We start from the raw sequence: 12,248 nt of genomic DNA on the forward strand, positions 1-12,248 counted from the left end.
CGGGTCCTGACCCCTCCATGTTCCCACGCACACCTGAGAGTTCGCTGGGACCCCCCGCTAGGCTGGCCCCCATGAGGGAGGCGTGATGAGCATCGAGGCAGCGAACTGGGCTTTCGCCGAGGACTTCGTCGAGGAGGATCGGGTGATCCTCGAGGCGCGGGACCTGGCCGACCAGCTGGGCTGCGTGCCCGTGCTGCCGGGCGCGGCGCGCACCATCGAGGTGCTCGCGCGCGCCATGCGCGCGGCCACCGCGGTGGAGATCGGCACGGGCGCGGGGGTGTCCCTCACGTACCTGCTGCGGGGCATGGCCCCCCACGGCGTGGTCACCACCATCGACATGGAGCCCGAGCACCACAGGGCCGCGCGGCGGACCGTCGCGGCCGGCGGCTTCGCCCCGGAGCGGGCGCGCATGATCACGGGCCGCGCCCTCGACGTGCTGCCGCGCCTCACGGACGGCGGCTACGACATCGTCCTCATCGACGCCCGCAAGTCGGAGTACCCGGCCTACCTCGAGCACGCGATGCGCCTGCTGCGCTCGGGCGGCCTGCTGCTCATCGACAACTCGCTGTGGCACGGCCGCGTGCCCGACCCGGCGCAGCGGGACAAGGACACCACCGCGGTGCGCGAGACCCTCAAGGCGGTGCGCGAGGACGAGCGGCTCGCCGCGGTGTCGCTGCTCGCCGCCGGCGACGGCCTGCTGGCCGCGATCAAGGACTGACGCCGCGCATCGTCCCCACCCGGGACGATGCGCGGGTACGCGGAGGCCGCCGCCCCGAGAGGGACGGCGGCCGAGGCGTGGGTGAGGCGGCGCCTACTGGAGCGCGTTGTGGAGCGCGTCGCCGAGCTCCTTGACCTCGTCGGCGGAGATCTCGACCACGAGGCGGCCGCCGCCCTCGAGCGGGACCCGCATCACGTAGCTGCGACCCTCCTTCACGACCTCCATGGGGCCGTCACCGGTGCGGGGCTTCATTGCAGCCATCGTGTCGTTCTCCTCGAGTGGATGGATAGCGCGTCGCCCGACGCGACGCTGCACCCGATTCTACTGCGAGCGCGGGAGCGTTCCCAAATCCCTCCTGCTCCGAGGCGTGGCGCGGCGGACCGGCCGGAGACGTCAGCCCTCGTGGTGGCGCGCGGTCGCGAGCCGCACCGCCTCCTCCGGGTCGTCGGTGACGTGCAGCAGGTCCATGTCGTGGTGAGCGATCTTGCCCTCGGCCGCGAGCGTGTGCCGCAGCCACCCCACCAGGGGCCCCCAGTACTCGCGGCCCAGGAGCACGATCGGGAACCGGCGCACGGTGCGGGTCTGGACCAGCGTGAGGCACTCGAACAGCTCGTCGAGCGTGCCGAACCCGCCGGGCAGCGCGATGAAGCCCTGCGCGTACTTCACGAACATGGTCTTGCGCACGAAGAAGTAGCGGAAGTGGATGCCGAGGTTGACGTGCTCGTTCATCCCCTGCTCCATGGGCAGCTCGATGCCGAGGCCCACCGACACCCCGCCCGCCTCCGCGGCGCCCTTGTTGGCGGCCTCCATGAGGCCCGGGCCGCCTCCGGTGATGACCGCGTAGCCCGCCTCGACGAGCATCCGTCCGACGTCGACTCCCTGCTCGTACTCGGGCGTGCCGGGCGCGGTGCGGGCCGAGCCGTAGACGGTGATCGCGGGGCCGAGCTCCGCGAGGGCGCCGAAGCCCTCCACGAACTCGGACTGGATGCGCAGGACGCGCCACGGGTCGCCGTGGACCCAGTCGGCGTGCGGGGCCTCGTCGAGGAGCCGCTCGGACGTCGACGTGGTGGGGACGTTGCGCCCGCGCAGCAGCACGGGCCCCTTGCGGTACTCCTTCACGGCGGTCCTCCTCGGGTGGTGCGGGTGGTGCTCAGGCGGTGAGCCAGGCCTCCAGGCCGGCGCGGCAGTTCCGGATGTCGGCGACAGGGCAGCGCTCGTCGTCGGCGTGCGCGAGCTCGGGGTCGCCCGGCCCGTAGTTGACGGCGGGGATGCCGAGCTCGCCGAACCGCGCGACATCGGTCCAGCCCTGCTTCGCGCGCGGCGCGTCCACGCCGGTCGCGGCGACGGACGCGGCGAACGATGCGGCGAGCGGGGCGTCGAGGCCCGGCCGGGCGGCGCCCGACAGGTCGGTGAACTCCATGCCCCAGTCCGCGAGGCCGGCGGACGCGACGAACGCCTTGAGCCGGTCCTGCGCCTCCTCGAGGCTCCAGCGGGGCGAGAAGCGGTAGTTCACGGTGACGACGCACTCGTCGGGGATGACGTTGGTGGCGACGCCGCCGCGGACGAGGACGGCGTTGAGTCCCTCGCGGTACGTCAGGCCGTCCACCTCGTGACTCTCGGGCGCGTGGGCGGCGAGCGCGGCCAGCAGCGGGGCGGCGCCATGGATCGCGTTGACGCCCTTCCACGCGCGGGCGCTGTGCGCGGCGACCCCGCCGGTGCGGATCTCGGCGCGCAGCGTGCCGTTGCAGCCGCCCTCGATCACCCCGGAGGTGGGCTCGCACAGCACCGCGAAGTCGGCCTCGAGGAGGTCGGGTCGCTCGCGCGCGATCCGGCCGAGGCCGTTGCGCACCGCCTCGACCTCCTCCTGGTCGTAGAACACCCAGGTGACGTCGCGCGTCGGCGCGGTGAGCGCGGCCGCGAGCGAGAGCTGGACGGCGACCCCGGCCTTCATGTCGACCGAACCGCGGCCCACCAGCGCATCGTCCTCCCACCATCCAGGCACGTTGCCCTTGATGGGCACCGTGTCGAGGTGGCCCGCGATGACCACGCGCTCGGCGCGGCCGAGGTGCGTGCGGGCGACGATCGCGTTGCCCAGGCGGATCACCTCGAGGTGCGCGTACGGGGCCAGCGCCGCCTCGACCGCATCCGCGATGCGGTCCTCGTTGCCGGACACGGAGGGGATGTCGACCAGGGCCTTCGCCAGATCCTCCACGGGCGCGGTCAGGTCCAGGTGAGTCATGGTGTCAGCCTAGCCACGTACCCTTGACCCATGACTCGACCCGCCTTCGGATTCGGCCTCGCGACCCTCGACAACACCGGGACGGTGCTGGACACCTGGTATCCCTCCCCCGCGCTCGGCGAGCCCAAGGCGCGCGACGACGCATCGCCCCAGCTCAAGGCGGCCGAGCGCACCGACGACCTGCGCGACGTGCGGATCCGCGTGGTCAAGACGGTGATCGACCTGGACGAGGCGCCCGCCTCCGTCGAGGACGCCTACCTGCGGCTGCACCTGCTCAGCCACCGCATCGTCCCCCCGCACGGCGTCAACCTCGACGGCATCTTCGGCGCGCTCACCAACGCGGTGTGGACGTCGGACGGACCGTGCGCGATCGAGGGCTTCGAGCAGGTCCGCCTGCGCTACCGCGCGTTCGGGCGCCAGCTGACCGTCTACGGCATCGACCGCTTCCCGCGCATGGTCGACTACGTGGTCCCCACCGGCGTGCGCATCGCGGACGCCGACCGCGTGCGCCTGGGCGCGCACCTGGCCGAGGGCACCACCGTCATGCACGAGGGCTTCGTCAACTTCAACGCCGGCACGCTCGGCCACTCGATGGTCGAGGGTCGCATCTCCGCGGGCGTCGTGGTGCACGACGGCGCGGACATCGGCGGCGGCGCGTCCATCATGGGCACCCTGTCGGGCGGCGGCAAGGAGGTCGTGTCGATCGGCGCGCGCTCGCTGCTGGGCGCCAACGCGGGCGTCGGCATCGCGCTCGGCGAGGACTGCGTGGTCGAGGCCGGCCTCTACATCACCGCGGGCACCAAGGTCACCCTCAAGGGCCGCACCGACGAGGACGGCAACCCGGTGGTCGTGAAGGCGCGCGAGCTGTCGGGCCAGGACGGCATCATGTTCTGGCGCAACTCCGTGACCGGCACCATCGAGGCGGTCGCGCGCGAGGGCAAGGGCATCGAGCTCAACTCCGCGCTCCACGCCAACTGACGTGAGCGCGCGGCGGTCGCTCGCCGCGATCGCGGTGCTGGCGGTCGCGGGCGGCGCCGCCGTGTACGGGTCCTACCTGTACAGCGAGCGGCACTCCTCCGCCGCGGCCTCGGGACGATGCACGGCGAGCCTCGACGGTTCCACCTCCACCCTCACGGCGGAGCAGGCGCAGAACGCCGCGCTCATCGCGGCGGCCTCGCAGCGCCTGGGCCTGCCGGCGAGGGGTGCGACCATCGGCATCGCGACCGCGCTCCAGGAGTCGCGCCTGGTCAACATCGACTACGGGGACCGCGACTCGATCGGGCTGTTCCAGCAGCGCCCGTCGCAGGGCTGGGGCACCGTCGAGCAGATCATGGACCCGTACTACTCCGCCGACCGGTTCTTCACCGCGTTGGCGAGGGTCGACGGCTGGCAGGACATGGCCGTGACGGTCGCCGCGCAGCGCGTCCAGCGGTCCGCGTTCCCGGACGCGTACGCGCAGCACGAGACGGGCGCCCGGCTGTGGGCGTCGGCGCTGCGCGGCTACTCCGGCGCGATGGCGGTCGACTGCGACGTCGCGGCCGGCGCAGGCACCACGGTGCGCGACTTCGCGGGCCGGATCGAGGCCGACTTCGGCCCGGACGTCTACGCGGTGCGACGCCTGGCGAGCCCCTCAGGCGACCTGTGGATCGACGTGGTGCCGCGGTCCGGCGACGCGGCCCAGCGCGACGCGTTCGCCGCGTGGGCCGTCGCCGTCGCCGGCTCCGAGTCCGTCGAGGAGGTCGCCGACGGCACCGCCGGGTGGCGTCGCGGCGTGGGGGCCGCCCCGGTGGACGCGCCGGGCGTCGTGATGGGCGTGGCGGTGAGGCTCCGGCCCGGTTCCCAATGACAGATGTGACGGATGTGACGCGCGCGTCACATCCGTCACATCTGTCATTGGGAGTCGCTCGTCAGGACTCGCGGAGCTCCAGCGCCACGTAGTCGCGCTCGATCTCGCCCGTGTAGATCTGGCGCGGGCGGCCGATCTTGGTGCGCGGGTCGGCGAGCATCTCGCGGTAGTGCGCGATCCAGCCGGGCATGCGCCCGAGCGCGAACAGGGGCGTGAACATCTGCGTGGGGAAGCCCATCGCCGAGTACAGGAGCCCCGTGTAGAAGTCGACGTTCGGGTAGAGCTTGCGCTCGATGAAGTACTCGTCCGAGAGGGCGATCTCCTCGAGGCGCTTGGCCATCTCGAAGGTCTCGTCGTTGCCGCCGAGCTGCGTGAGGAGCTGGTCGGCGACCTTCTTCACGACGGCGCCGCGCGGGTCGTACGACTTGTAGACGCGGTGGCCGAAGCCCATGAGGCGGGCGCCCTCGGCCTTGTCCTTGACCTTGGCGACGAACTGCTCGATGGTGTCGCCCGACTCCTTGATCTGGTCGAACATGCGCAGGGCGGCCTCGTTGGCGCCGCCATGCAGCGGGCCGGACAGCGCGCCCACGCCGGCCGCGACCGACGCGTAGATGTTCGCGTGCGAGGAGCCGACGATGCGGACCGTGGAGGTCGAGCAGTTCTGCTCGTGGTCGGCGTGGAGGATGAGGAGCAGGTCGACCGCGCGGCGCACGGCCGGGTCGATGTCGATGTCGCCCGACGCCGGCGCGAACGCGATGCGCAGGAACTCGTCGACGTAGTGGCCCTCGCGGCGCGGCTCGATGAGCTCGCCGCCGCTCGCGCGGCGCTGGAGGTAGGAGATGACGGTCGCGGTCTTGGCGAGGAGGAGCACCGTGGCGAGCTCGATCTCCTCGTGCGAGCGGCCCACCGACTCGGGGTAGAAGGTCGACAGCGCGCTGATGGCGCCGGACAGCACCGCCATGGGGTGGGCGTCGCGCGGGAACGCGCCGAGGAACGACTTGATGCCCTCGTGCACATGCATGTGGCGGGCGACGCGGTTGTTGAGAGCGGTGAGCTGGTCCTGCGTGGGCAGGTCGCCGTGGATGAGCAGGTACGCGACCTCGAGGAACGTCGACTTCTCGGCGAGCTGCTCGATCGGGTAGCCGCGGTAGCGCAGGATGCCCTTGTCGCCGTCGATGTAGGTGATCGAGCTCTCGCACGAGGCGGTGTTCATGAAGCCCGGGTCGACGGTCACGAGCCCCGTGTCGCGCATGAGCGTGGCGACGGACATGCCGTCGTTGCCGATGGTGGCGCGCTCCAGAGGAAGCTCCCTGGTATTCCCGTCAACCGTCAGCCTTGCGTCTGCCACTTGCGCCATGTTCTCCCCTTCGAAACCCATGCCACCGCCCCCGAATTGCTTGGGCGCGGGTTTACTCGCGTTTTGCGAGCCTACTAGATGCAGAAGACACTCCCGCATCGCTTGCGGTGAGGGCGATCCGCACGTGACGGCGTGCCGCCTCGCCGTAGAACGCCCCCGGGGCCGCCAGTATGCCCCGGTCTGCCAGGTAGGACAGCGTGTCCCAGCAGTCCTCGTCGCGCGTGGCCCACAGGTACAGGCCGGCCTCGGACCGCTCGACACGGAACCCGGCCGCCTCGACGGCGGGCAGCAGCATGGCGCGGCGCGCGCGGTACCGCTCCTTCTGCTCGGCGACGTGCGCATCGTCCCGCAGCGCGACCGCCATCGCGGCCTGCACCGGGGCCGGCACGATGAGCCCGGCGTGCTTGCGCACCTCGAGCAGCCCGGCCACCACGGCGGGGTCGCCCGCGACGAACGCGGCGCGGTAGCCCGCGAGGTTGGACTGCTTGGACATCGAGTAGACGGCGAGGACGCCGTCGTGGCTGCCGCCGCACACGCGCGGGTCGAGGATCGACGGCACGGGGACGTCCGTCCACGCCAGCTCGGCGTAGCACTCGTCGGACGCGACGAGCGCGCCGATCTCGCGGGCGGCCGCGACCACCTCGGCCAGGTGCTCCGCGGGGGCGACGGCGCCCGTCGGGTTCGACGGCGAGTTCACCCACACGAGCCTGACGGCGGGGTTGCCGCGCCAGTCGTCGACGTCGTCCGTCGCGAGCGGCGTCGCGCCCGCGAGGCGCGCACCCACGTCGTACGTGGGGTACGCGGCGCGCGGGTGGACGACCACGTCGCCCTCCCCGAGCCCCAGGTAGGCGGGCAGCGTCGCGACGAGCTCCTTCGAGCCGACGGTCGGCAGCACGGCCATCGGGTCGACGCCCGGGGCGCCGCGCCGGCGCGCGAACCACCCCGCGACCGCCTCGCGAAGGTCGGCGGTGCCGTGCGTCGTGGGGTACCCGTGCGCGTCCGATGCGGCCGCCAGCGCCTCGCGGATCACCGTGGGTGTGGGGTCGACGGGCGTGCCGACCGAGAGGTCGACCAGCCCGTCGGGGTGCGCCGCGGCGCGCGCGCGGTACGGCGCGAGGGAGTCCCAGGGGAAGTCGGGAAGCGCGCGAGGGCTGAGCCCCATGCGCCCGTCAGCCGTTCTGGGGCGCCAGCGACTTGATGAGGTCGTGGTCGTGCTCGATCAGACCCATCTTCGCGGCGCCGCCGGGCGAGCCGATCTCCGAGAAGAACTCGACGTTGGCGTTGTAGTACTCGGCCCACTTGTCCGGGACGTCGTCCTCGTAGTAGATGGCCTCCACGGGGCACACCGGCTCGCACGCACCGCAGTCGACGCACTCGTCGGGGTGGATGTAGAGCATGCGCTCGCCCTCGTAGATGCAGTCGACCGGACACTCGTCGATGCACGCCTTGTCCTTGACGTCGACACAGGGCAGGGCGATGACGTAGGTCACGGCGCCTCCTTCAACCATTCATCTGCGGGGGTCGCGCTCATCATACCGCCGGCCCCGGGCGCTCCCGCCAGCCCCCTCCGGGGGCCCGCGAGACGCGCATCGTCCCCGCTAGGGGGCCGTGCAGGTGACGCCGTCGTCGGGCACGTACGTCCACGTGTAGGACGACTTGTCGACCTGCTTGCCCTTGAGGTAGACCTCGCGCGTGTTCGTGATCGTGAAGCCGGGGTTGCCGACGGGCGTGGCGATGCAGCCCTCGCGGTCCGACTCCGTCATCTTCGCCTGCACGACGTTGGTCTTGTCGGAGGCGTAGGTCTTGACCGTGAAGTACTTGGTGGACCAGACGTCGACGTGGAGGCTGTTGTTCTCGACGTACGAGTTGAGCACGAGCGCGTAGGGCGTGTTGTTCTTGAAGCGCATGTCGAGCGAACCGACGTAGATGGTCGCCTCGCGGCCCGCGGGATAGCGGGTGAACCACTTGGTGTGGGGGCGGTGCTCGACGTCCTCGAGGCCCGCGAAGTAGGCCGCGTTGTAGGTCGTGGTGGCCATCTGGGACAGGCCACCGCCGATGCCGTTGATGAGGTGCCCGTTCTCGATGATGTGCGCCGGCTGGTAGCCGCCCGCCTCGGTGATGGGGCTGAGCGCGTCGATGAGCGAGAAGGTCTCGCCCGGCTTCACCACGGATCCGGTGACGTGACGGGCGCCCACGACGAGGTTCTGCGTGCGGATGGGCTCGGGCGTGAGGGGCGTGTCGAAGGACGAGACGATCGTCTTGAAGTCGTCGACCCCGAGGTCGTCGCTCGTGACGTCGGCGTCCGTCTCCTTGTACGGCAGCTCGCCCGTGCGCCCGGGGCTCTCGGCCGCGGTGACCACCGCGGCTCCCAGCTTGCCGCCGGCGATCTCCTTGCCGGTGGTCGACTTGGTGACGTGGATCTGGTGGGACGCGTCGAAGCGGAACGATGCGGGCGACGGGTCGCTCACGAGGCCAGGGTCGTTCGACTGGAGCTCCGCGGCGAGGCCCTTGCCGTCGACCACCAGCGTGAGGGTGCCGTCCTTGTCCTCGACGGACGAGTAGCGCACGAGCTGCTCGGACGTGACGGTGACGTCGCCGTTCGGGCCCGTGAGGTGCACGTCGGCGGCCAGCGTCTGCGAGTTGAGCTCCTTCACGAACGCGTCGGCGTCCTCCGTGGTGACGGTCGCGGGCTTCGCGTCCATGACGGCGGCGTAGGTGTCGACGGGCCACGCGGGGCCGAGCCCGTCGGCGGTCGCCTGGGCGTCGAGGGCCTGTCCATCCACCGCGGGGGTCGCGCTGGCGCCGGTGTCGGAGATCTGGACGGAGGCGTCCTGGCCGTCGACCTCGAGCTGGTCGCGCGTGCCGTCGATCGCCTTGACGAGGGCGTCGGAGTCGACCACCGTGACGAGCTCGACGGTCTCGCCGCGACCCGTGAACGCGCGGAGCACGTCGTAGGGCGCCAGGCTGAAGCGCAGCAGCTGGTCGACCGTCGCGCCCGCGCCGGCGGCGAGGCCGGAGTCGGTCGGCTGGATGGTCGCCGTCTTGTCCCCCGCCGTGAGCGTGATGGGGGTGGTGTTGATCTCGCGGACGGTCGGCTTGAGCGCGGTGACCGCCTCGTCGCGCGTCATGCCGCCGATGTCGACGCCCTCGACGGTGGTGCCGGCCGGGATGCGACCCGACGCGTAGACGGCGGCCGCGCCGTAGCCGACCACGAGCAGCACCACGATGGCGGCGAACACCCACCGGCCCCAACGGACCTTGCGGCGCGGCTCCTCGGGCACGGGCTCCTCCTCGACGGGGGTCGGCGCCGTCGCGGCCGCGGCGGGGGTGGGGTCGGGCTGCGGCTCCGCGATCGGCTCGGTCACGACGGGCAGGACGGCCGTCGGCTCGTCGTCGCCGGCGGGCGCATCGTCGGCCGGGGCGTCGGCGGACGATGCGGCGCCCGGCTCGGGCTCGGCCGGCGGCTCCGCGAGGAAGGATGGGACGCGCTCCTCGTCGGGCTCGTCGCCCTCGGCGACCGGCGCATCGTCCCCGTCGGGCTCGTCGCCCTCGGCAACCGGCGCATCGTCCACCGTGTCGTCGCGGTCGAGGTCCGCGTCGATCTCGGCCTGCGCCTCGTCGTAGTCCTCGGCGTCGAACCCGTCCTGCGCATCGTCCCGGCGGTCCGTCACGAGGCCGCCACCTTCGCGCCCACGAGCAGGCGGCGCGGCACCACCGCGACGATCGCGATCACCGCGGCGCCGCCGTAGACCCACGTGAGGCCCAGGCGGTCGCCGGCGATGAGGACGGACCCGCCGGGCCCGGTCTGCGCGAGCACCATCGTCATGACGACCCACGCGGCGCCCATCACGCCGAGCCCGGAGAACCCGCTCCAGGCCCGCGCGAAGACGCTCGCGGAGGCCACCAGCAGCAGGGACGCCGTCAGGCCCACCCAGCCGTAGGCGCGGTGCGAGCCCGCGCCTACGAGCGCCACGATCGCGCCGATGAGGGCGATCACCAGGTGGGACCAGACGATGCGTGCCATGCCAGACATGGTAGGTGCGGCGTCAGGCGTTCTGGCGCTTGGCGCGCGACGCCGCGCGAGCCCTCTCCGTCTGATCGAGGATCACCTTGCGGATGCGCACCTTCTCGGGGGTCACCTCGACGCACTCGTCCTCGCGCGCGAACTCGAGGGACTCCTCGAGCGTGAGGCGGCGCGGCGGGGCCAGGCGCTCCAGCTCCTCCGCCGTGGACGAGCGGATGTTGTTGAGCTTCTTCTCCTTGGTGATGTTGACGTCCATGTCCTCGTTGCGAGCGTTCTCGCCGACGACCATGCCCTCGTAGGTCTCCTCGGTGGGGCCCACGAAGAAGGTGCCGCGGTCCTGCAGCGCCATGAGGGCGTTGGAGGTGACGGCGCCGGCGCGGTCCGCGACGAGCGAGCCGTTGGTGCGGTACTCGATCAGGCCGGTCCACGGCTCGTAGCCGTGCGCGATGGAGGACGCGATGCCGGTGCCGCGCGTGTCGGTGAGGAACGTCGAGCGGAAGCCGATGAGGCCGCGCGCCGGGACGATGAACTCCATGCGGACCCAGCCGGTGCCGTGGTTCGACATGGACTCCATGCGGCCCTTGCGGGACGCGAGGAGCTGGGTGACGGCGCCGAGGTGCTCCTCGGGCACGTCGATGGTCATGTGCTCCATCGGCTCGTGCAGCTTGCCGTCGATCTCCTTGGTGACGACCTGCGGCTTGCCGACGGTGAGCTCGTAGCCCTCGCGGCGCATCTGCTCGACGAGGATCGCGAGCGCGAGCTCGCCGCGGCCCTGGACCTCCCACGCGTCGGGACGCTCGGTCGGGAGCACCTTGATCGACACGTTGCCGATGAGCTCCTTCTCGAGGCGGTCCTTGACCTGGCGCGCGGTGACCTTGGCGCCCTTGACGCGGCCGGACAGCGGGGACGTGTTGATGCCGATGGTCATCGAGATGGCCGGGTCGTCGACCGTGATGAGCGGCAGCGGGCGCGGGTCCTCGAGGTCGGTGAGGGTCTCGCCGATGGTGATGTCCTCGATACCGGCGACGGCGACGATGTCGCCCGCCTTGGCGGACTCGGCGGGCACGCGCTCGAGGCCCTTGGTCTCGAGCAGCTCGGTGATCTTCACCTGCTTGATGGAGCCGTCCTTGCGGGCCCACGCGACCTGCTGGCCCTTGCGGATCTCGCCGTTGAAGACGCGCAGCAGCGCGAGGCGGCCGAGGAACGGCGACGCGTCGAGGTTGGTGACGTGCGCCTGGAGCGGGGCGTCCTCGTCGTACGACGGGGCGGGGATGCGCTCCATGATGACCTGGAACAGGGGCTCGAGGTTGTCGCCCGCGGGCAGCGAGCCGTCGCCCGGCTGCTCGAGCGAGGCGATGCCGGCCTTGGCCGAGGCGTAGATGACGGGCACCTCGAGGAGGGCGTCGACGTCGAGGTCCGGGACCTCGTCGTGGAGGTCGGACGCGAGGCCGAGCAGCAGGTCGTGGGTCTCGTCGACCACCTCGGAGATGCGCGAGTCGGGGCGGTCGACCTTGTTGACGACGATGATGACCGGCAGGTGCGCGGCGAGGGCCTTGCGCATGACGAAGCGGGTCTGGGGCAGCGGGCCCTCCGACGCGTCGACGAGCAGCACGACGCCGTCGACCATGGACAGGCCGCGCTCGACCTCGCCGCCGAAGTCCGCGTGGCCCGGGGTGTCGATGACGTTGATCGTCACGCCCTCGGGGCCGGCGGCCTCGCCGGTGTACCGGATCGCGGTGTTCTTCGCGAGGATCGTGATGCCCTTCTCACGCTCGAGGTCGCCCGAGTCCATCGCGCGGTCCTCGACGTGGGCGTGGTCGCCGTAGGCGCCGCCCTGGACGAGCATGGCGTCCACCAGGGTGGTCTTGCCGTGGTCGACGTGGGCGACGATCGCGACGTTGCGCAGGTCGGAGCGCAGAGGCATGCGGGGATCTCGTTTCGTGTGAGGGAGTCTTCGGTCCGACATGGACCGCCGATCCATTGTACGCGTGCGCGGGAAGGTTCCCAATGACAGATGTGACGCATGTGACTTTCGCGTGGACGATGCGGCCGTCTCACGATCCC

General features: G+C 71.7%; 12 protein-coding genes. 3 read left to right on the top strand and 9 right to left on the bottom strand.

What is annotated here, in order from left to right:
• Positions 1-85 precede the first annotated feature (85 nt).
• Complete coding sequence (locus AOM04_RS02100) at positions 86-718, top strand: O-methyltransferase (RefSeq protein ID WP_062461527.1); 633 nt, start codon at positions 86-88, stop codon at positions 716-718.
• Between the two features lie 93 nt (positions 719-811).
• Here the strand turns inward: AOM04_RS02100 and AOM04_RS14175 are convergent, their stop codons facing one another.
• The 3 genes from AOM04_RS14175 to dapE all read right to left on the bottom strand — a co-directional run bounded on the left by AOM04_RS14175 (position 812) and on the right by dapE (position 2,957).
• Entirely contained in the window at positions 812-979 is a 168-nt protein-coding gene (locus AOM04_RS14175) for a DUF3117 domain-containing protein (RefSeq protein WP_082104291.1), read from the bottom strand.
• A gap of 132 nt (positions 980-1,111) precedes the next feature.
• On the bottom strand, positions 1,112-1,837 hold the full coding sequence (locus AOM04_RS02105; RefSeq protein WP_062461530.1) for an LOG family protein: 726 nt from the start codon (positions 1,835-1,837) through the stop codon (positions 1,112-1,114).
• 31 nt (positions 1,838-1,868) lie between these two features.
• Complete coding sequence (gene dapE, locus AOM04_RS02110; RefSeq protein ID WP_062461533.1) at positions 1,869-2,957, bottom strand: succinyl-diaminopimelate desuccinylase; 1,089 nt, start codon at positions 2,955-2,957, stop codon at positions 1,869-1,871.
• A gap of 30 nt (positions 2,958-2,987) precedes the next feature.
• Here dapE and dapD point away from each other — a divergent pair, with 30 nt between their 5' ends.
• The gene (gene dapD, locus AOM04_RS02115) at positions 2,988-3,935 is read left to right on the top strand and encodes a 2,3,4,5-tetrahydropyridine-2,6-dicarboxylate N-succinyltransferase (protein ID WP_062461536.1); all 948 of its coding nucleotides are present in this window, start codon (positions 2,988-2,990) and stop codon (positions 3,933-3,935) included.
• A gap of 1 nt (position 3,936) precedes the next feature.
• Entirely contained in the window at positions 3,937-4,803 is an 867-nt protein-coding gene (locus AOM04_RS02120; RefSeq protein ID WP_062461539.1) for a hypothetical protein, read from the top strand.
• A 61-nt stretch (positions 4,804-4,864) separates the two neighbouring features.
• Here AOM04_RS02120 and AOM04_RS02125 read toward each other — a convergent pair whose 3' ends face one another.
• The 6 genes from AOM04_RS02125 to typA all read right to left on the bottom strand — a co-directional run bounded on the left by AOM04_RS02125 (position 4,865) and on the right by typA (position 12,108).
• On the bottom strand, positions 4,865-6,160 hold the full coding sequence (locus AOM04_RS02125; protein WP_062461543.1) for a citrate synthase: 1,296 nt from the start codon (positions 6,158-6,160) through the stop codon (positions 4,865-4,867).
• A 52-nt stretch (positions 6,161-6,212) separates the two neighbouring features.
• Positions 6,213-7,322 (bottom strand): succinyldiaminopimelate transaminase, encoded by a 1,110-nt coding sequence (gene dapC, locus AOM04_RS02130; protein WP_062461546.1) that lies wholly within the window; start codon positions 7,320-7,322, stop codon positions 6,213-6,215.
• 7 nt (positions 7,323-7,329) lie between these two features.
• The gene (gene fdxA / locus AOM04_RS02135) at positions 7,330-7,650 is read right to left on the bottom strand and encodes a ferredoxin (RefSeq protein WP_042215085.1); all 321 of its coding nucleotides are present in this window, start codon (positions 7,648-7,650) and stop codon (positions 7,330-7,332) included.
• A 108-nt stretch (positions 7,651-7,758) separates the two neighbouring features.
• A complete protein-coding gene (locus tag AOM04_RS02140; protein ID WP_062461548.1) occupies positions 7,759-9,831 on the bottom strand; it encodes a VanW family protein in 2,073 nt (690 codons plus the stop codon).
• Entirely contained in the window at positions 9,828-10,184 is a 357-nt protein-coding gene (locus AOM04_RS02145) for a hypothetical protein (protein WP_062461551.1), read from the bottom strand. The genes AOM04_RS02140 and AOM04_RS02145 overlap by 4 nt, the downstream gene beginning before the upstream one ends.
• Before the next feature lie 22 nt (positions 10,185-10,206).
• On the bottom strand, positions 10,207-12,108 hold the full coding sequence (gene typA, locus AOM04_RS02150; RefSeq protein ID WP_062461554.1) for a translational GTPase TypA: 1,902 nt from the start codon (positions 12,106-12,108) through the stop codon (positions 10,207-10,209).
• Positions 12,109-12,248 lie beyond the last annotated feature (140 nt).

The organism is Demequina soli, assembly GCF_000971195.1.
GTDB lineage: Bacteria > Actinomycetota > Actinomycetes > Actinomycetales > Demequinaceae > Demequina > Demequina soli.

What these genes read in the sequence shown, in the direction of transcription:
- AOM04_RS02100 (WP_062461527.1), top strand. Translation starts at nt 86, where the DNA reads ATGAGCATCGAGGCAGCGAACTGGGCTTTCGCCGAGGACTTCGTCGAG.
- AOM04_RS14175 (WP_082104291.1), bottom strand. Translation starts at nt 979, where the DNA reads ATGGCTGCAATGAAGCCCCGCACCGGTGACGGCCCCATGGAGGTCGTG.
- dapE (WP_062461533.1), bottom strand. Translation starts at nt 2,957, where the DNA reads ATGACTCACCTGGACCTGACCGCGCCCGTGGAGGATCTGGCGAAGGCC.
- dapD (WP_062461536.1), top strand. Translation starts at nt 2,988, where the DNA reads ATGACTCGACCCGCCTTCGGATTCGGCCTCGCGACCCTCGACAACACC.
- AOM04_RS02125 (WP_062461543.1), bottom strand. Translation starts at nt 6,160, where the DNA reads ATGGCGCAAGTGGCAGACGCAAGGCTGACGGTTGACGGGAATACCAGG.
- dapC (WP_062461546.1), bottom strand. Translation starts at nt 7,322, where the DNA reads ATGGGGCTCAGCCCTCGCGCGCTTCCCGACTTCCCCTGGGACTCCCTC.
- AOM04_RS02145 (WP_062461551.1), bottom strand. Translation starts at nt 10,184, where the DNA reads ATGGCACGCATCGTCTGGTCCCACCTGGTGATCGCCCTCATCGGCGCG.
- typA (WP_062461554.1), bottom strand. Translation starts at nt 12,108, where the DNA reads ATGCCTCTGCGCTCCGACCTGCGCAACGTCGCGATCGTCGCCCACGTC.